Annotated in this window: 13 protein-coding genes; 2 read left to right on the forward strand and 11 right to left on the reverse strand. The window is 70.0% G+C overall.

Translation table 11 applies throughout. The features are described 5' to 3' along the window. Window positions 1-13 precede the first annotated feature (13 nt). The 9 genes from IE326_RS38460 to IE326_RS38500 form a co-directional block, all read right to left on the reverse strand. Window positions 14-436 (reverse strand): hypothetical protein, encoded by a 423-nt coding sequence (locus IE326_RS38460; RefSeq protein WP_373310398.1) that lies wholly within the window; start codon window positions 434-436, stop codon window positions 14-16. Further along, the gene (locus IE326_RS38465; RefSeq protein ID WP_190044864.1) at window positions 436-2,556 is read right to left on the reverse strand and encodes an integrase; all 2,121 of its coding nucleotides are present in this window, start codon (window positions 2,554-2,556) and stop codon (window positions 436-438) included. Before IE326_RS38465 ends, IE326_RS38460 begins: the two co-directional genes overlap by 1 nt. Next, window positions 2,553-3,029 carry a hypothetical protein gene (locus IE326_RS38470; protein ID WP_190044865.1) on the reverse strand — a complete coding sequence of 159 codons (477 nt, stop codon included), beginning with the start codon at window positions 3,027-3,029 and terminating at the stop codon, window positions 2,553-2,555. The genes IE326_RS38465 and IE326_RS38470 overlap by 4 nt, the downstream gene beginning before the upstream one ends. A 1,098-nt stretch (window positions 3,030-4,127) precedes the next feature. Next, entirely contained in the window at window positions 4,128-5,666 is a 1,539-nt protein-coding gene (locus IE326_RS38475) for a site-specific integrase (protein WP_190044866.1), read from the reverse strand. Window positions 5,667-6,316: 650 nt separating this feature from the next. Beyond that, complete coding sequence (locus tag IE326_RS38480) at window positions 6,317-8,809, reverse strand: glycoside hydrolase family 3 protein (protein WP_190044867.1); 2,493 nt, start codon at window positions 8,807-8,809, stop codon at window positions 6,317-6,319. A gap of 438 nt (window positions 8,810-9,247) precedes the next feature. Then, window positions 9,248-11,836, reverse strand: coding sequence for a family 78 glycoside hydrolase catalytic domain (locus IE326_RS38485; protein WP_190044868.1), 2,589 nt, complete (start codon window positions 11,834-11,836; stop codon window positions 9,248-9,250). Between the two features lie 46 nt (window positions 11,837-11,882). Continuing rightward, a complete protein-coding gene (locus IE326_RS38490; RefSeq protein ID WP_190044869.1) occupies window positions 11,883-12,785 on the reverse strand; it encodes a carbohydrate ABC transporter permease in 903 nt (300 codons plus the stop codon). Window positions 12,786-12,790: 5 nt separating this feature from the next. Next, the gene (locus IE326_RS38495) at window positions 12,791-13,675 is read right to left on the reverse strand and encodes a carbohydrate ABC transporter permease (protein ID WP_190044870.1); all 885 of its coding nucleotides are present in this window, start codon (window positions 13,673-13,675) and stop codon (window positions 12,791-12,793) included. Window positions 13,676-13,748: 73 nt separating this feature from the next. Continuing rightward, window positions 13,749-15,059 (reverse strand): ABC transporter substrate-binding protein, encoded by a 1,311-nt coding sequence (locus IE326_RS38500; protein ID WP_229915862.1) that lies wholly within the window; start codon window positions 15,057-15,059, stop codon window positions 13,749-13,751. A gap of 255 nt (window positions 15,060-15,314) precedes the next feature. Here IE326_RS38500 and IE326_RS38505 point away from each other — a divergent pair, with 255 nt between their 5' ends. Together IE326_RS38505 and IE326_RS38510 are read left to right on the forward strand one after the other, a co-directional pair. After that, a complete protein-coding gene (locus tag IE326_RS38505; RefSeq protein WP_190044871.1) occupies window positions 15,315-16,358 on the forward strand; it encodes a LacI family DNA-binding transcriptional regulator in 1,044 nt (347 codons plus the stop codon). 15 nt (window positions 16,359-16,373) lie between these two features. Next, on the forward strand, window positions 16,374-17,399 hold the full coding sequence (locus IE326_RS38510; protein WP_190044872.1) for a LacI family DNA-binding transcriptional regulator: 1,026 nt from the start codon (window positions 16,374-16,376) through the stop codon (window positions 17,397-17,399). A 13-nt stretch (window positions 17,400-17,412) separates the two neighbouring features. On the opposite strand, the gene IE326_RS38515 is transcribed toward IE326_RS38510, so the two are convergent. Next, entirely contained in the window at window positions 17,413-18,645 is a 1,233-nt protein-coding gene (locus IE326_RS38515) for an MFS transporter (RefSeq protein ID WP_190044873.1), read from the reverse strand. A 226-nt stretch (window positions 18,646-18,871) separates the two neighbouring features. Next, window positions 18,872-19,786 carry a LysR family transcriptional regulator gene (locus IE326_RS38520; RefSeq protein WP_190044874.1) on the reverse strand — a complete coding sequence of 305 codons (915 nt, stop codon included), beginning with the start codon at window positions 19,784-19,786 and terminating at the stop codon, window positions 18,872-18,874. Window positions 19,787-19,844: the final 58 nt, after the last annotated feature.

The following is a 19,844-nucleotide window of genomic DNA, read 5'->3' on the forward strand; positions in this document are numbered from 1 at the left end:
AGCAGCGTGGGCGTCATCTGCCCGGGCGTGTTTCCGCGGGCCCGGGCCGCAGGACGCTGACGTTGTCCGGCCGGACGCCCGGCCGGATGGAGCGGCCGTGGGTGAGGACGGCAGCGGCGAGGGTAAGGCGGACGACCTGCTGACGGAGCGCGTGGATCTCGGCGTTCTGGTCGGCGACCGTCTGCTTGAGCCTGGTGACGGTCTCCCGCAGGCGCTTTTCGGGCTCCGCTGTCTGGCCGGTCTCGGTACGGACCCGTTCGTAGAAGATGTTCCTCAGGTCGGCGTGCCGCTTCATCAGGGCCATACGGTGGACGCCGGCCTCGATGGCCAGGGCTGCGACGGTCAGGCTGCCGTTGGAGACTGTGGCCTGGCCGGCCAGGAGCCGGTCCATGGCGCTTCGGATACGGGCGCGCTCGTCATGAGGATGCGGATTCATCACAGGTTTCCGGTGTTCTGGGCGGTGGCCTCGTGGGCGTGGGCTGTGTCGCGGAGCCGGTCGGCGTTGGTCCGCAGTCGGCGGGCGATGGGCAGGGGCAGTCGCTGGGCGAGCTGGTCGAGTTCGTCAGCCTTCTCACGGAGCAGGCGGGCGTGAGTATCGGTGCGGACGGTGTTGCCGCAGCCGGGGCGGCAGTCGTACTGGCGGGGTGCGGTGGCTCCGGGGACCGGGTTGCACAGGGCGGTGTCGTGCTGGAAGGCACAGATCAGCAGGGCATCGGGGTTGTCGTAGAGAACGATGCCGTCGCGGGCGAGATAGGCGCGGGCCTTGTGGACGAAGGTCCGCGGGACGATGCGGCCTTCGAAGCGGGAGGTTTGGGCGGCGGCGGTGAGGGACCGGCCGGCGGCGGGGCCGGAGAGGCGTTCGCCGGCGGCGAGCTGGTCGCGCAGCCGGGCGGCGGTGTCGGCGGCGGCCAGGGCGGTCTCGACATCGAGGACAGTGTGGATGCCGCCGCGGCTTCGGGCGCCGTAGCGGCTGGAGGTGCGGGCGTCCAGGACGGTGCGCATGTGGCCGTACTGGACGGCCAGGGCGATCAGGCCGCCGGGGCGGCGGGCGATGTGCCAGGCCAGGGTCCGGCGGAAGCGGCTGACCTTGATGGGGCCGTGGGGGTCGTCGGGGATGTGCTGGCCGGTAAGGCCCTGGGCGGCGGCCTCGTGGTTGACCCAGGCGGTGAAGTCGTTGATCCGCAGGTTCAGGCCCCCGGTCTGCAGGGACCCCCCGGGCCGGCCGCTGTGGTGGGCGGCACTGAAGAGGAGTTCTCCGCCGGGCACCATCTGTTCCAGGACGCGGATGGCGTTGACGACCGGCGTGATGGCCACCCAGGGGACGGCGCGGATCTCGCCGGCGGAGAGGTGATGGCCGTCGGTGTCGGTGACGTTCTTGAAGTGGCGGGAGCGGATCAAGTGCCGACCCGTGGTGTCGTCGGGCTCGGGGTCGGGGCAGCATCCGGAGCGCAGGTTCAAGACCTCCTGGGGACGCATACCGGTCAGGTAGAGGCACACGATGGCAGCGGCTGTGCTGAGGTGGCGCATCAGCTGGGGCACGTCGTGGAAGTCCATGGCCGTACGCCAGGGCCTGCCGTCGAGCGACCCTCGGACGGGAACGCGCATGGGGCAGGGACCGGGTCTCCGCGCCACGAGGTCGCCCAGGCCGTGCTGTTCGGCGAACTGGAGGACCTGCCATCTGCTGGCGCCGGTGACCGCACCGACGTAGGACCTGGCCAGCAGCGGCCGGCCTGTACCCGCGGTGGCCGGCAGCGGGCCGCCGTCACGCACCAGCGGCAGCAGGAACTCTTCCAGTGCGGCCGCGGAGGCCGGGGTTCCCTGGTTGGTGCGGGCGAGACCGAGCAACCGACGGCGTTCGGCCGAGGCGGCGAGGATGTCGCCGGCGAAGTCGTCGACGAACCGCATGGCCCAGATGAGCAGTGGGCCGAGGACCTGCGGGTCGAGGGGCTCGGTGGCGTTCTCGGCCCGGGCGCCGCCGATGGCGGGCAGGAAGTCGTCCACCCCTTCGGTGTCCCACGGCGGGCGGGCGATGCCGGCCGGGGAGGCGGAGAGCCGGTCGAAGGCCCACAGGTCCGTCAGGCGGGCGCAGGTCAGCGCCCCGGTGGCGCGCGAGACCGTGGCCAGGCGCTCGTGGGCGTAGGCCCGCCACAGCGTGTCCGTGCAGCCGGCCAGGTCGGTGATGTTCTGCTGGGCGAGCCAGCGGGCGAGCTTCATCCACTCGGCGCAGGTGGCGTAGAGATCGCCGGCTGAGGTACGGGCCTTGGCCTGCACGCCGCGGGTGTGGAGGTAGGTGGGGCGCAGCCAGCCGTTGATCATCGTCCAGGCGGGCAGCTTCAGCTGACCGCGCAGTGAGGGTGAGCAGTTCTTCCAGTAGATGCGGGGCAGCGCGCTGGCAGGGTTGTCGACGAGCGGGGCGAGCGACCAGACGGGTTCCTGGTAGGTGGAGTTGGGGTGGGTGTTGCCGGGGCTGATCCACTTCGCCAGCACCACCGGGGTTTCCGGCGTGGGCATGGGCAGCGTGTAAGGGTCGTCGTCGGAGCCTTGGGCGGCGGTCATGGCCGGAGGGTTCCCTTCACCAGCAGGTGGACCAGCGTGTGGTCGTCGGTGTCGGCCCGGCTGCTGGCTGTATCCCAGGCGGGCGGGCCGGTCTTGTCGCGCAGGTCGTTCAGGCGGGCGAAGTGCTCTGCCCACCGTGCCTGCCAGACCTCGGCGGGCAGCACGGAGCGCAGACTGCGCAGTCCCTGGTGCAGGTAGGCCAGGCGCGGGTGATGGCCGGGGTGGACGTGAGCGTTGCGGCAGCCCAGGTACAGCAGGAAATCCGCCGCGCAGCCCCCGGCGCCGTCCGGCCAGGGACTGGAGGTTTCGTCCGCGCAGTCGGCGGTGGCGGTCGCGGTGTGGCCGGGATCGGCCGCACCGGTGAGCCGGCCGCCGAACACAGCGGCCCGCGCCTGGGCCAGCGCCTCGCTGGCGCCTTCGGTGAAGACGTCCCGGGATGCGTGCTGGACCTGTTCGTCGGGCAGTACGTACACGCTCTCGGAGGAAGGCGGGCCTGAGCGGGTCGCGATGCGACTTGCTGGGGTAGTTCCGGCGCGCCACCATCAGCCGGTCCGTTCCCGGGGCGAGGACGGCGGCGAGACGGCGGGCGAAGGCGGTGGCCTCCAGCGCCTGGGCGATCAGCCGCCCGGGCGAGCTCGGGCCGGTATCGGCCACGTTCTCCGTCGAGAACCAGCGGCCGCCGCCCTGGCGCCGCTTCTCCACCTGGATCCGGTAGACCGGTGCCGTGCCCGTACCGGCTGACGGCGCCGTGGTCGGTGCGGGCAGACGTTCGTAGACGGACAGGTTCCAGCCGAACCGGTGAGTCAGCAACACGCCGAGGGCAGTGAGCTCCGAGCGGTCCAGATACAGCCGGCCCCAGGTGTCCTCCCAGCTCGTACCGCCCACCACCCTCCGCTCGGAGTTCACTGCACGGTCGTGGTCGGGGAGATGGCCGGTACGGGCCAGGTGGTCGAGAAGCGCACCGAGCCGCGCTTCGCGACTGCCCCGGGGCAGTTCACCGGACCTCCAGCGGTCCAGCAGGAGGGCGTTGTCCCGCACCCGCAGAAGCGCAGCGCGGAACTGCCGTTGCGCGGCCAGCACCACGTGCTGCTGCTCCTGCGCGTCGAAGGCCCGGCGCTTCGAGGGATGGGTGGGCAGACGCCGCAGAAGCTCCTCGGCGACCGGCCCGGCGGCCAGCCGCTCGTCCAGCTTCAACAGCGGCCTGATGTGACGCATGAGGCTGATGCCTCCGCTGGTGGCGATGTTCCGGGCCCGCCACCGCTTGAGCATCGCGGCGGTGAGACCGTCCAGGTCCTCGACCACGTCTGGTTGCTCGGCGACGAAACGGGCGAACGCTCCCAGCGCCGTCCAGTAGGCCGTCGCGGTCTCCAGGCTGTTCCACCGGGCCGACCTGGTAGCGAACAAACGGGCCAGGGAACGCTGCATCGGCTCGGCGACCGGCAGGCCGGCGAAGTCGAACCGGCAGTATGTGTCCTCGCCCGAGGCGATGGTCACCACCAGTTCGTCGGCCGCCAGCGGCTCGGCAGCGCGGTATCCGGCCGGAGGCGTAGCGGCCCGGCGCCCCCGCCTGCTCATCCGTCCGCCCGCCCGGCCAGCAGGATGTCGATGTCCTGGATACCCTGCGACTCGCGGGCAAGGCAGGCGAACACCCCGTCCAGGTCCTCCGCAGGAAGTACCCCAGCGGTGTCGGCGCGTCCTGCGGTCAGGACCGACTCCAGCTCCAGGTGCGCGACCGGGGCAAGGTAATGGCGTTTCGTGGTCTCCACATCGGCGTGTCCGAGCAGGGTCTTCACCAACCACCACGGATCACCGAACAGCATCGCGAAATCCCGGCGGTCCGCCTTCGTCAACCCGAGCCGGGACTCCAGCAGCGTGTTCAGCAGGACCAGCATGTAAAGCGCGTACGAATGCCGGGCGGCCAGCGGCGTCGCGTACGGACTCCGGCCACGAACCTCCGCCAGCCTCAGACCGCGCCCCACCGTCCGCTCCCGGGCGGTGAGCAAAACCTGCTCGCAGCGCTGGTTGGCCTGCCTGAAGATCCCGTTCCACCGCTCCGGCGCCATCGGCAGGCCCTGCTCGGTGAGCCACAACCAGGCCGGCTCCGGTCCGTCCGGGCCGTCGACGAACAGCAACTGCCGCTCCCGCCACCCCAAACGCCCCAGTTCCTGCCGGCCTGCGACACCGTGCCGGTCCACCCACTCCACCACCGGCCTGCGGCCCCGCCTCACTCCCGTGACCAGCCTCAACCCGGCAAGACGCTCGTACCGGCCCTGCTGCTGGGCACGCTGGACGGCCCAGGCGCGCTCCGAGGCGATGTACGCCTCGACCTGCCCGACCGCGTCCACCGTGGCGTAGAAGACCCGGCCCACCTTCGCCCGGGTGACGGCTGCGGCGATCTGCCCGTGGCAGTAGCGGCCATGGCGCAGCCTCTCGACAGGCACCTCGAAGGTGAGCAGCGAGCCGCCCTCCTGGCGCCGCAGACCGGAGCCGAGCAGCAGCTGGACAAAGCTGGTGTTGCGCAGCTCGGTCCTCGACTCCCACCCGGCCGCCGGCAACCCGGGGCCCAGGTGGCCGCGCAGCCCGATGTCCGACCACAAACGCCACGTCCGCGGCGTCAGCCAGAGCACGTTGGAGCTGACAGAGTCCGCGGCCCGGTCCTCGCGCCGTCCGACGTCCACCGGCAGCGGCTCAACCCCCGCCCACCGAAACAGCTTGGTGAACGCGGCCGCCTCCCGGTTCCACTTCGTCCCGCCGATGCGCTGCGGGTTCTCCACCGCCCGGCACCGCCAGTCGCGGTAATCCGCCAGATCCCTGGGGCTCGCCCTTCGCCAGGAAACCCCGCGCGAGGACAGGAAGGTCAGCAGCGGTCGGATGTCCGTCGCGTAGTTCCGCTTCGTCTCCCGCTCCAAGCGCCGGAACGAGTCGGACAGGACGAACTCCAGGAGCCCCGCATCGACGGTACCGTCCGGCCCCACGAACACTGGATCACCAGGCCGAAGACCGATCCGGGCCACCGCTGCCGGCAAGTCCCGAACCCCGAGGACATCCTCATCAGGGAGGACACCCCAGCGGCCCGAATCCGGTACCCACACCACTTGCCACTCGGCCAACCGAAGCCTCCCTGATGCGTGAACTCACAGAATCATCAGGGAAGTCGCGTCGAACAGTTTCAGGTCCAGCCACCCCCACTCAGCAATTGCCGAGCGAAAACGTCGCGGAGGGCCAAGATTATTTCCCGAAAGGCACCCCCGCCCCCGCCGGACAGGACTAGACCGGCATGTGACCTAAAAGGGACATCTAGACCCCCTGGGGCATGCTTGGGACCGCGCCTCTAACGGACTTTCAGATAGGCCGCTGACCTGCGGTAAACGCAGAAAAGAGTGACGGCCTCCGGAGCCGGTGCGGACTCCACCTCCACGGAAAGCCACGCTTTTCACACAGGCGCCCCATCATCACGGAGCGGGCGGGTAGTCCACGATCGCGGCCTCGTACGTCTCCGCGTACACCTTCAGCGCATCCGTCCCGACCGGTCCGCCCAAGACCCCAGCGGAGCTTCGTCGCCGTCCACTCCCACGTACCGACAGTGAGCCTCGGGCAGGGGAACCATCCACTCCGTCGAATCCGGATCGGCCTTCGCCCGATTCGAGCGCGCGGTCACGGCGACCAGCAACGCTGTGGCGTTCTGGCTCAAGGCCGAAGACTGGCGTCGGCCGCTAAACGGTCGAGACCAGTCTTCGGGCTTGCCTGTCCTTCCCGCCGGTCAGTTGATGGTGACCACCCGCTGTGCGGTCATCGTGCGGGAGTCGCGGGCGCTGGCGAAGGTGTAGAGGCCCGGGACGAGCTTCCAGGTGCCGGCGCTCCAGATGGTGAGGTCGTCGGCGGGGATGGTGAAGGTGATGCGCTGGTTGACGCCGGGAGCGAGGGTGATCTTCCGGAAGGCGACGAGGCGGCGCGGTTCCGCCGCTGCCGCGGCCGGGAGGGTCGCGTAGACCTGGACGACGTCGGTGCCCTGGCGGGTGCCGCTGTTGGTGACGGTGACGGAGAGAGTGACCGTCTTCGCGGCGGTGTCGTAGGCGGCTTCCAGAGAGCCGTGGGCGAAGGACGTGTACGACAGGCCGTGCCCGAAGGGGAAGAGGGGCTGCTGCCCCTTGGCGTCGTAGTAGCGGTAGCCGATGGCGGTGCCTTCGTCGTAGGAGACGGTGGCGTTCGCGCCGGGGTAGGTCGCGGTGGTGGTGCCGGGGCCCTGCGCGGCGCTGGCGGGGAAGGTGACGGGGAGTCGGCCTGAGGGGTCGCTGTCACCGAAGAGGACGGCGGCGAGCGCGGTGCCCATGCCGCGGCCGCCGTACCAGGCCTGGATGACGGCTTCGACGTCGCCCAGCCAGGGCATCGCGACCGGGCCGTCGGTGTTCAGGACCACGATGGTACGGGGGTTGGCGGCGGCGACGGCGGTGATGAGCTGGTTCTGGTCCGCGGGGAGGGTGAGCTGCTCGTGGTCCATCGCCTCGCCCGCCATGCGGTTGACGAAGACGATGGCGGCGTCGGCGGTGCGGGCGGCCTGGACCGCTGCCGGGATGAGGGAGGCGGGCTGCCAGCCGAGGGTGAGTCCGCAGGTGGTCTGGCCCATGGCGTCCGGGTCGGCGATGGCGTTGTTGTAGGTGAGTTCGATGGTTGCGGCCTGGCCGGCGGTGAGCTCGATGGTGCCCTGGAGGGGGTAGTCGTGGGTGCCGAGGAAGAAGCGGCGGGTGCCACGGGAGCCGGAGACGACGGTGGTGCCGTTGATCTTGAGGGTGGCGGTGCCGGCGGGCAGGAGGGAGAAGCGGTGCAGGCCGGTGTGGGTCGGGGTGAGGGTGCCGGACCAGGTCGCGGACCAGACGGTGGGAAGGTTCTCGACCGGGGTACTGGTGAAGTCGACGACGGGGTCGGTGCGGGTGGCGACCGGGGTGCCGGTGGGCTGGGCAGAGGCGTAGTAGCGGCCGGTGAGGCCGGCGGTCCCACCGGAGGTGCGCAGGACGGTGGAGGGAACGGTGGTGAGTGGGATGTCACCGATGGTGCCCTGAGCGTGGGTGACGGTGACGGTGCTGCCGGCGCGGGCCTTGATGGCCTGGAGGGGCGTGATCCAGGTGCCGGGGTCGACGTAGGTGGAGCCGGCGACGCCGGTGAGGGCGTCGGGGCCGGCGGGGCCGATGACGGCGAGGGACTTCAGGGTGGCGGGCAGGGGAAGGGCCGCGGCGCGGTTGGCGAGCAGGACGGTGGAGCCGAGGGCCGCCTCGTGGGCGAGGCTCTTGTGTTCGGCGGTGCTGACGTCCTGGGCCGGTGCGGGGAGGGGGTTGTCCACGAGGCCGTTGGCGAACAGGGTGATGAGGATGCGGCGGGCGGCGTCGTTCAGGCGTGCGGCCGGGATGGAGCCGTCGGTGAGTGAGCCGGGGGCCAGCTTGACTCCGCCGGGTCCGAGGCCGGCGAGGTCCATGCCCGCCTTGGCGGCGGCGACCTGGTCGGCGCCGGCCCAGAAGTCGGGGACGGTGTAGCCCTGGAGCCCGAGGTGGTTCTTGACGTCGTCGAAGAGCGCGGGGCTTTCAGTGGCGAAGGTGCCGTTGATCTTCGGGTAGGCCATCATCACCGAGGTGGTGGGGGCCGCGGTGATCACGTGGCGGAAGGGCCTCTGGTAGGTCTCGTGCAGGGCCCGGTCTGACACCAGGGTGTCGGTGAAGAAGCGGTTCACCTCCTGGGTGTAGGCGGCGAAGTGCTTGACGGTGGCGGTGACCTGGCGGCTCTGCATGCCGGTGGTGAGGGCCGCGCCGAGCCGGCCGGCGAGGAGCGGGTCCTCGCCGAGGCTTTCGGCCTGGCGGCCGAAGTGCCAGGTGCGGGTGAGGTCGATGGTGGGGCCGAGGAGGTTGTTGTAGCCCTTGGCACGTCCTTCGGTGCCGATGGCGGTGCCGATGCGGCGGGCCAGGTCCTCGTCGAAGGCCGCGGCCTGCGCGAGGGGGACGGGGAAGGCGGTGACGTTCTGCTCGCCGCGCAGTCCGGCGGAGGCGTCGACCATGGCCAGCGCGGGGATGCCGAGGTGGGCCAGAGAGGCGAAGTCGCATCGGACGAGCGCCTCCTTCTCGGCGGCCGTCATCCGTGCGAGGAGGGCGTCGGCGCGGTCGAAGGCGCGGGGATCGGTGGCGGCGAAGGCCTGAATGGTGGCTCCAGGGGTCAGGGTGGCGACTGCCGCTGTGGCGATGGCGGCGGACAGGAAGGTACGTCGGTTCACGGCGACTCTCCGGACGGTGGGGGCGGAGGGGCTGGCGCCGCAGAATCGACTGCTGCTCTCCAGCCCGTGGGGATACGTCAGGCTGTCAGCACCCTCTCGAAAGCCTTCCCGAGTCCCGCGGGAGCCTCCAGGGATTTCAGGTGCTTCAATCAGCACTTCACGCAAGCCGAAAAATATGACCACGGGCAGCCCCGGTCAACCCGTAGGGTTCTATTAATTCGACGCATGCCCCCTGAGCTGCACAGATACACCGCACATTCAAGAGCATGAAAAATTTAAGCGGCAGCTCTCCGAGGCACCTTCGCGTCACCATGCACATATCGAATAGCCCTCATCGATTGCATGGATGAAGCCGCTCTTTTTTCGTTCCCATACACGCGTTCCCGGCATGGTTGGAAATCCATGCCGGGTACGCTCGAATTTTTGAGGTATCGCTCGCTATTTCGGTGTGATGTCTGAGGAGTAGAGGATGTGCGTGCCTGGGGCGAGCGTGCCGGGTTCGCCTCCGGGCAGGTCGACGACGGCCGTGCAGTTCGCGGGGACGGTGATCTCTGCCTTCATCCCGTCCGCGGTGGCCTCCCAGAACAGGGAGGCGGTGCCGTGCGGGGTCTCGTGGCGGGTGCGTGCCCAGGTGATCCCGCCTCCGGGGCGGGGCCGGAAGACGAGAGTCCGGGCGCCAGGTGCGGTGACTGCGATGCCGCCGACGACCCGGTGGAGCCAGTCGGCGACGGCTCCGAGGGCGTAGTGGTTGAAGGAGGTCATGCCGCCGGGGTTGAGGGTGCCGTCGGGTCGGAGGCTGTCCCAGCGTTCCCAGATGGTGGTGGCGCCCATGGCGACGGTGTAGAGCCAGGAGGGGCAGTCGGTCTGGAGCAGGAGCCGGTAGGCGGTGTCGAGGTGGCCGGTGTCGGTGAGCGCGTCGCAGATGAGGGGGGTGCCGACGAAGCCGGTGGCGATGCGGGCGCCGTCCTGCTCGACGAGCTCGGCCAGGCGGTCGCCGGCGGTCTGGCGTCGGCTCGCGTCCAGGAGGTCGAAGGCGATCGCGAGGGCGTAGGCGGTGGGGCTGTCGCTGGTCAGGCAGCCGTCGGGGCGGACGTACGCGTTCTGGAACGCGGTGGTGATCTCGTCGGCGAGGGTGCCGTAGGCGGTGGCGTCGTCGGTGTGGCCCAGTTCGCGGGCGGCACGGGCGAGGTGGCGTGCGGAGTGGGCGAAGTAGGCGGTGGCGACGAGGTACCGGTCGGTGCGTCCGGCGGCGGGGTCGTCCGGCGGGGCGGCGGGGTCGAGCCAGTCGCCGAGCTGGAAGCCGGTGTCCCAAAGCCGGTTGGGGCCGGCGAGCTTTTCGACGAGGTCGACCCAGCGCTTGCCCATGGGGTAGTGGCGGCGGAGGAGTTCGGGGTCTCCGAAGCGCTGGTAGAGGGCCCAGGGGGTGAGGGTGGCGACGTCGCCCCAGGCGGCTCCGGGCTGGATGGGCGTCCACATCGGTTCGCCGGGAATGACGGGGACGTACCAGGGGATGGTGCCGTCGGGGAGCTGTTCGAGTCCGACGTCGGCGAGCCAGGAGTCGAGCATGCCGGCGCAGTCGTAGAGGAAGCTCGCGGTGGGGGCGAAGACCTGGATGTCCCCGGTCCAGCCGAGGCGTTCGTCGCGCTGGGGGCAGTCGGTGGGTATGTCGACGAAGTTGCCGCGCATGCTCCACAGGACGTTCTCGTGCAGGCGGTTGACCATCGGATCGCTGCACTCGAACCAGCCGGTGCGGCGCATGTCCGTGTGGTACACGCGGGCGGTGACGGCCTGCGGTTCGAGCTCGCCGGGCCATCCGGAGATCTCCGCGTAGCGGAAGCCGTGGAGCGTGAAGCGGGGTTCCCAGGTGCAGGGGCCGGTGCCGGGAAGGACGAGCGTGTCCGTGGAGTGCGCTTCCCGCAGGGGCCGGGTGGCGAGTTCTCCGTCCTGGAGGACCTCCGCGTGCCGGAGGGTGAGGGTGGTGCCCTCGGGCCCGTCGGCGGTGATCCTCAGCCGGCCGACGAGGTTCTGCCCGAAGTCGAGCACGTGACGGCCGTCGGCGGTGCGGGTGACCGAGACCGGGAGGATCTCCTCGGTGCAGCGGACCGGGGGACCTTCGGGGGCGACGAGCGTCCGGGGATCCCGGGTGCCGGTGCGGACGGGGGTCCAGCCGTCGGGCGGTGCCGTCGGGGTGGCCCAGTGGGGGTCGTCGAGGCGGGCGTCGAAGTGTTCGCCCTCGTACAGGCCGCTGGTCAGGATGGGGCCGGGGGCCGCGTGCCAGGAGGCGTCGGTGGCGATGACGGTAGTGGTGCCGTCGGTGTAGGTGATCTCCAGTTGGGCGATGAGCGACTGGTCGGTGCCGTAGATGTTGCGGGTGCCGCCGTCGAAGCCGTACTTCCCGCGGTACCAGCCGTCACCCAGCCAGGCGCCGATGGTGTTGGCGCCGGGCGTGAGGAGGGCGGTGACGTCGTGGGTGCGGTAGCGCAGCCGGTGGGGGTAGACGGTCCAGCCCGGGGCGAGGGTCTCGTCGCCGACGCGGGTGCCGTTGATCTCGGCTTCGTACAGGCCGTGGGCGGTGATGTAGAGGCGGGCGCGCCCGATCGGCTTGTCGTCGGTCCGGAAGTGCCGGCGGACCCGAGCCGGTCGGCGTTCGGCCTCCGGGTCTTCGTCCCAGCCCGCGCCGACGGGGACGGCGGTCCAGTCCTCCGGGGCGAGCAGGCCGGCCTCGACGGTGCTGGGCTCGCTCCACGCGGACGGCTCGCCGTCGTTCGTCGGCCAGGTGCGGACACGGACGACGGCGCGTTCGCGGGAGGCCAGTGGTGCGGCGGGCCAGGCGACGAGGACGTGGTCGGAGCCGGTGACCCGGCCGGTGCGGTGACTGTGGCCCTGGCGTTCGACTTCGATTTCGTAGGCGTGCTGGTCGCCGGCTTCGGCGGCGGGGGTCCAGGACAGCCGGGGGGTGCCGGTTCCGATGCCGAGACCGTCCGTGAGGTGCTCGAAGCGCACCGGGGAGGGCGGGAGGGGCTGCATGGAAGGGGCCTTTCGTGTGCTCGGGCGGTTCGGTGGAGGCGCTGTGTCAGCCCTTGACCGCTCCCGAGGTGAGGCCCTTCATGACCTTCTGGTTGAGGAAGAGGTAGATCACGAGGGTGCCGAAGACGTTGATGCAGATGGCCGCGAACAGGGGGCCGTACTGGGTGGCGCCGAAGTCGCCGGTGAAGTTGAGCAGGCCGACCTGGATGGTGCGCAGGTCCTGGCTGTTGGTGAAGGTCAGCGCGATCAGCAGGTCGTTCCAGATGAAGAAGAACTGGACGAGGCCGACGGTGAGCAGGGCGTTGCGGACCACGGGGATGCTGATGGTCCAGAAGGCGCGCAGGATGCCGGCGCCGTCGAGGGTGGCCGCCTCGAAGAGTTCGCGCGGGACGGTCTTGTAGTAGGTGGCCATCATGAAGACGGTCAGGGGCAGGCCGGTGCCGGTGTAGGTGAGGATGAGCGGCCACAGGGTGCCGGACAGGCCGGTCTGGAAGTAGATGGTGAACAGGGGCAGCAGGATCATCTGCGGGGGGATCATCATGCCGGCGAGGAAGACCAGGAGGGTGAGGCTGCGGCCCTTCCAGACCATGATCTGCAGGGCGAAGCCGGCGGCGGTGCCGAGCAGGAGGATGAGGGCGAGGGCGGGGACGACGGCCAGGAGGCTGTTCTTGACGTAGAGGCCGATGTTGCCGGTGGTCCAGGCTTCGGCGTAGTTGCCCCATTCCCAGGTGGTGGGCAGGCTCCAGGTCGAATTGTTGAGGTAGTCGCTGTTGGACTTGACCGAGGTCAGGAACATCCAGATCAGCGGGTAGACCTCGACGATCAAAAGGATGGTGACGGCGAGGCGGATCCACAGGCGGCCGCCTGCCTTGCGTGCTGCGCGGAGCGGCGGCTGCTTGGCCCGCTTGTGGCCGGCGGTGGCGGTCTTCGGCGCGGTGTCGATGGCCATGGCGTTCAGCTCTCCGTGTTGTCGCGCCGGGAGACGCGGTAGACCGCCAGGCTCACCAGGAGGCAGACGACGGTGAGGAGCAGCGCGATGGTGCTGCCGTAGCCGTACTCGCTGTAGGTGAACGACGACTGGAACATGTACAGGGTCAGCGGGGTGGTTCCGGTGCCGGGTCCGCCGTTGGTGAGGGCGACGACGGAGTCGAAGACCTTGAGGGTGCCGTTGATGCTGAAGATCAGGGACGACAGGAGGACGGGCAGGGAGAGCGGCAGCACGATGTGGCGGATCAGGCGGAGGCCGGAGGCGCCGTCGAGGCGGGCGGATTCGAGGACCTCGTCGGGGATGTCCATGAGGCCGGCGAAGAGCAGGACGGCGTAGAAGCCCATGGAGCGCCAGATGTCCATGATGATCAGGACCCAGAAGGCGCTGCCGGCGCTGCCGAAGAAGTCGATGGACTCCAGGCCGAGGGCGTTGAGGAGGGAGTTGACGGGGCCGGGCTGGGGGGCGACCTGGAAGAGTTTCTGGAAGAGCAGGCCGACGGCGACCGTGGGGAGGATGACGGGGAAGAAGGCCAGGGTGCGGACGAGCGCGGAGGCCTTCTTGAGGAAGAAGACGTAGAGGAGGGCCAGGAGGTAGCCGGCGATGACCTGGCCGGCGGTGACGATCACCGCGTACTTCAGGGTGAACCACAGGGCCTCGTGGACGGCCGGGTCGTCGAGGAGCCGGGTGAAGTTGTCCAGGCCGCTTCCGGTGAACCCTTCGATGGAGTTGCCCTTGGTGAAGGAGTACCCGAGCGACCACACCATCGGGACGAGCATGATCAGGGTGTAGACGAGGAGTGCGGGACCGAGCAGGATCAGGATTGCCCTGCGGTCACCGAGTACGCGGTGCATGAGTGGTGTCCACTTCGTTTCTGGTGAAGGGCCGGGCGGGCGGCGCGCCGGCGGGCGCCCGCCCCGCGGGGTGTCACTGGCTGCCGAGCGCGGCCTGGACGGTCTCCATGAACTTCTGGGGGCTGATGCTGCCGTTGACGAGTCCGGGGGCGCTGGTGTTGCTGAGGGTGGTGGCCTTGGTGCTGAAGAGGGCCTCGAACCACAGGACGTTCTGCTTGGAGCTGCTGATCGTCTTGCGGACGGTGCCGGCGACCTCGCTGGAGTCCTTGACCGGGGTGTTGACCTTGAAGCCGGTGATGGTGCCGTGGTCCTTCAGGGCGGTGCTGCCGAAGTTCTTGGCGATGCAGCTGACCCAGGCGCCGGTCTTGTCGTCGAAGGTCTTCGAGCCGAGGGTGACGGCCAGGCCGATGTTGGAGGGGTACTGGTCGATGGAGCCCTTGCCGCCCTTGACGGCGGGGAAGGGCATGAAGCCGACGTTCTCGGCGCCGATCTTGTTCTGCTTGGGGTCGGCGATGTTGGCCAGGGCCCAGCTGCCCATGTAGAACATGCCGGACTTGCCGGTGAGGAACTGGTTCATCGCGGTGTCGTAGTCGATGGAGCCGACGCCCTTGCCGAAGTAGCCCTTCTTGCCGAGGGCGGCGACCTCTTCGGCGGCCTTGACGTACTCGGGGTCGGTCAGCTGGGCGGTGCCGGCGTCGACCTTGTCGAGGGCGTCGGGGCCGAGGCTGCGGTAGAGGTAGCCGCTGATGAGGCGGGTGAGCGGCCAGCCCTGCGCGCCGGAGGCGGAGAACGGCTGGATGCCCTTGGCGTTCAGCTTCTCCGCGGCGGCCAGCAGCTCGTCCCAGGTGCCGGGGACGGCGATGCCGTTCTCCTGGAAGAGCTTCTTGTTGTAGAAGATCCCCTCGATGTTGTACTCGTACGGCAGCGCCATCAGCTTGCCGCCGTACAGGGCCTTGATCGTGGAGACTGCGGCCGGCTCCAGCTGGTCGAGGACGCCGAGGCGCTCCAGCTCCATCTCGATGTCCGCGACCTTGCCGCCCTTGGCGAGCTGCTTGGTCAGCGCGGGGGCGTTGCCGGCGGCGAACATCGAGGGCAGCGCGTCCTGGCCGGCGAGCAGCTGGAGCTTCTGGTCCAGCTGCGCCTGCGGGATGGTCTCGACCTTGAGCGGAAGGGCGGCGTTCTCGGTCTTGCAGGCGCTCTTGGAGAGCGTGGTCAGTGCCGTGCGCGTGGTCGTGTTCTCGGTGACGCTGAGGTACGTGAAGTCCTTGGGCGCCGCGGAGGTGCCACCGCCGCTGCCACCGCAGGCGGTGACGACGAGGGCCAGGGACAGAACGCCGGCCGAGGCGAGAGCGAAACGGCGGGCGCGGATCGTGCGGTGGGGCACTGGAGACTCCCAGGGATCGTGAGAGAAGAAGGGGCGCTCAGCGGGCGCGAGGAGCGGCGGAGAGACCGGCCGCACAGAGACGGAGTGATGTAGAACGTTCTCCATCTGAACTTGCAACACCATGACGCCATCCCTCTGGCGTCGTCAAGACACAGACGCGTAACATCAGCGTTGCCTAGCCAGATCCGTGGTCTCTCCACAACTCTGGGCGTAGAACGTTGCACCGAGAGTGAGGAGACCGGAGTTCTCATGGTTATGGACAGTTCTTCCAAGAACGCCAAACGGGTGACGATCACCGATGTGGCCCGGCACGCCGGCGTGTCCACCGCCGCCGTGTCCAAGGTCATGCGCAACGCCTACGGCGTGAGTCCGGCCATGCAGGAGCGTGTCCGGGCGGCCATGGCGGAGCTCGGATACCGGCCCCACGCCGCCGCCCGGGGCATGCGGGGACGCACGTACACGATCGGCGTCCTGCTCGACAACGTCCGCAACCCGTTCTTCGCCGACATCCTCGACGGCGTCCACGAGCAGCTGGAGGACAGCGAGTACACGGTCCTCATCGGCGCGGCCGGCTTCGGCGCCGGGGAACAGGCACGTACTGTCCGGGCCATGGTGGACCGTCAGATGGACGGTCTGATCCTCATCGCCCCCGGGACGCCGCGCCCCGAGGTCCTGGCCACGGCCGAGGCCACCCCGACGGTGGTCATCGGCCACCACGACATCTCCGACGTCCACGACTCCGTCGTCGACGCCGACGACCTCGGCGCGGGCCTGGTGGTCGACCACCTTGTCGGACTCGGGCACCGGGACATCGCGCTGGTCTCGGCGGCCGGGAACAAGACCGGCCGCTGGCGACGCCCCCCGGAGATCGTGCTGGCCGACGGCTACCTCCAGGCCATGGAGCGCCACGGACTGGCGGACCACGCCCGCGTGCACCACGCCGCCTACTCCGACGACGGCGGCCACGCGGCGGGCCTCGCCCTGCTCTCCGGCGACGACCGGCCCACGGCGATCCTGACCGGCGCCGATATCGCGGCACTGGGCATCTACCGGGCGGCGGACGACCTGGGCCTGTCCATTCCCGGTGACGTCTCGCTCGTCGGGTACAACAACACCGCCGTCGCCTCCCTCGCCCCGGTCCAGCTCACCAGCGTGGACCAGGCCGGACACACGATGGGCGCGACCGCCGCACGCATGCTGATCGAACGCGTCGAGGGGCGCCGCGACCGGGCCATGCGCACCACGATGACCCCGCGACTGGTCGTACGGCGCAGCAGCGCCGCGCCCGGCGTCCGGTGACCGCAGGTTTCGGGGATGCGTCCTTCGCAGCGTGTCGGAATCAAGGAGGTCGCCCGGACAGCGGGGGTCTCCATCGGAACGGTGTCCAACGTACTCAATCGCCCTGAACTCGTCTCCCCGTCCACCCGGTCCCTGGTCATATCCGTCATCGACTCGCTCGGGTACGTCAGGCTCGCCGGTGCCCGGCAGTTGCGCGGCAGCGCCTCCTCGCAGCTGCTGGCGCTGTACGGCGTGGACGTGGCGGACCCGCGCGACGCGGCCCTCGCCGCCGGGGTAGAGCGGGCGGCCGAGGAGGCGGGACTGGGCGTGCTGATGTGCGGGGGCGGCCGCGAGGCTGGACGAATGCGCCACGATGTCGGGCTGCTCGCCTCTTACCAGGTACGTGGTGTCGTCATCGCTGCCTTCCCCGAAACCGAGCGGGCGGTGGCAGCCTGTATCGAACAGGGGGTGGCCTGTGTAGTAGCCGGTCAGGGCATGGAGGCGGCCGGCATGTGTTCCGTCGCGGTCGACGATCACATCGGCGGCCGGGCGGCCGCGGCGCATCTGCTCGCCCAGGGCCACCGATCCGTCGTGGTCGTCAGCGTGCCGGGATCCGACCCGCTGATGCGCCAGAGGTACCAAGGAGCCATGGAGTGCCTGAACGAGTTCCGCGACGGGGCCTTGCGTGTCACGGAGTTGGCGACCGAGGACGCCTCCGTCGGTGCGGGGCGGGATGCCGGGCAGCGACTTCTCGCGGTGGCTCCCCGGCCGACTGCGGTCCTCTGCTTCCACGACTTGCCGGCCCTCGGCCTCATGCAGGTATTGCACGAGGCCGGCGTACGCGTGCCGCACGATGTCGCTGTGGCCGGGTATGAGGATCTCGCCTTTGCCGCAGCCGCGGCGGTGCCGCTGACCTCGGTCCGCTGGCCTGCCCGCACCCTGGGCATGCGTGCGGGCCGTCTGCTCGTCGAGCACACGGCCCAGGGCACTCACCAACACGTTCACGAGGTGCTGACACCCGAACTGGTCGTGCGCCGTTCCACCCTGAGTACTCCCATGTAACGCCTTGCCCAGTTCACTGCTGCGCGCTTTCGGGCGAGCCGGCGGGAGCGGGACGGCGGGCGGCCAGGAGGAGCGCGGCGGCGAGACCGCCGGCGGTCACTCCCAGAAGAGCGACGGCGGGGGCGAGACCGCCCGCGGGCCCCTTGCCCGCCAGCAGGACGAGGGGGCAGAGGAATTCGCCGAGGAAGAAGGCCGCGGTCCACAGGCCCATGCCGCGGCCCCGGTCGGCGTAGTCCAGCAAGGACATGGCGCGGGTGACCAGCGAGGGCAGGAGCAGGCCGGTGCCGACGCAGTTGACGACGGCTCCGGCGATCAGCAGGGGGAGGCTGTCGGCAAGGCCCATCATCAGGAAGCCGGCCGCGCACAGCGCCAACAGCGCGGGCAGCCGGGGGCGCCGGTCGGGCGTGAAGCGGGTGAACAGGACGGAGCCGAGAACGGTGGCGGCGCTGGCCACCGCGGTGACGGCCCCGATGGCGCTGGTGGAGTCGGTGCCCAGGTCGTCGAGAAGGTAGGCCATCTCGACGGGGACGGTGTAGAAGACGACGGCGCCGAAGACCGTGAGGAGGCAAATACCTGCCATACGGCGGACGGGGAAAGGACTGCGCGGAAGCGCGGCGGCCGCGTCGTCGCGCTTCGCCGGGAGGGGCGTGGGCAGGGTCCGGGCCATGACGGGCGCGAGGAGCAGTCCGACGGCGTAGAGCCAGAAGGGGGCGCGCCAGTCGGCGGCCCCGAGGACTCCGCCGAGAACGAAGAAGAGCGTGGCGGAGGCAGAGGCGCACATGGTCTGCAGGGCGAGGTAGCGGTCGCGCAGGGCGCCGCTGTAGTAGTCGCCGATGAGGGTGGTACAGGCAGTCATGATCGCCGCCTCCGCCACCCCGACCAGGACACGGCTGACCAGGATGGCGTGGAGGGAGTCCAGCCACAGCGGAGCCGTGCCGAAGAGGGCGTAGAGGACGGTGGCGATGATGAGCAGGCGTTTGCGGCCGAGCCGGTCGACGATCATCCCGGCGAAGGGGGCGAGCAGAGCGAGGGAGAGAGCGGGAACGGTGAGCACGACGGGAACCAGCGCCGCGCTTCCCGGCACGTCGGCGAAGTGGTCCTGCATGCGGGGCAGCACGGGTGCGAGGAGCACCGCCCCGAGGACGGGCAGACAGCTGCCGGCCATGAGCACGACGGCGGGAAGACGGCCGGCCGGGGCCGTGCCGTGGTCGTAGTCGTGGGACGGCGGTACGACGGAAGCGGGCATCACAGCGCTCCAGTGCAAGGGGGAAAAGCGAAGACGGTGCCCGGTTGAGGTGGCTGATGGGGGTGGTGCCGAACCGGGGCGGAATGCCCTCGACTATGCGGGGCGATAGCCGTGCTGCCCACCCTTTCCGCCATCCGGTTTGATGATGACTCCTATCCATTGCGTGGATAGGAGTCTGATTCCGCTTCTTGGATCGGCGCTGCGATCAGCAGCGCAAGGGAGAATGTCAAGGCTGGGTTTCGGCGATGCGGCGGCCGACCCTCGCGGCGGTCTCCCGGAGCCAGATGTGGGCGGCATCGTGGGTCTGCACGGGATGCCACCACAGGGCCTCGCGCAGCGGCACGGCCTCGTAGGGCGGCTCGAGGACGCGTACAGCCGCGATGGGAGCGAGCAGCCGCGCGAGGCGGGCCTGCACGAGGGCGATGCGGCGGGTGCCGGCGACGAGCGCGGGCAGGGCGTGGAAGCTGTCGACGGAGACCTCCACGCGCGGTTCGATGCCGAGCATGCCGAGCTGGCGGACGGCGGGGGCGTCGTAGGTGCGCTGGTAGGTGACCCAGGGCAGCCGGGTGAGGTCTTGGCGGGTGAGGCGGTCCTCGACGCTGGGGTGGTCGTCGGCGACGACGAAGACCCAGCGGTCGTCGTAGAGGTCGGTGGCGGGGAAACCGCTGATGACGCCGTGGGGCATCAGCAGCCCGTCGGTGGCGCTGAGCAGGCTCGCGGTGTCGTCGACGACGGTGATCGGGGTGCGGGTGAACCGCAGCCGGATGCCGGGGGCCTCCTCGTGCACGACGCGGGCGAGCTCGACCCCGAAGACGTCGACGGCGTAGTCGGAGGCTATGAGGCGGAACTCGCGGGTCTCGGTGGCCGGGTCGAAGTCGGCCTGGCTGGTGAAGAGGCGTTCCAGCACGTCGTAGGCGGTGGCGGTGCGGTCCAGGAGGACCTGGCCGAGGGCGGTGAGTTCGTACTGGCTCCCCTCTCGGGAGAGCAGTTCGTCGTCGAAGTGGCGGCGCAGCCGGGCCAGCGCGGCGCTCATCGCGGGCTGGCTCAGGCCCACGCGCTGTCCCGCCTTGGTGACGTTGCGCTCTTCGAGGAGGGCACGGAGCGCGACCACGAGGTTGAGATCAAGACGGGCCAGATTCACGAGGCAAACTCCTTTCCGGACCAGTAGACGACCCGCTATTTGCCATACCGATGGCAGT

The organism is Streptomyces filamentosus, from assembly GCF_014654895.1.
GTDB lineage: Bacteria > Actinomycetota > Actinomycetes > Streptomycetales > Streptomycetaceae > Streptomyces > Streptomyces filamentosus.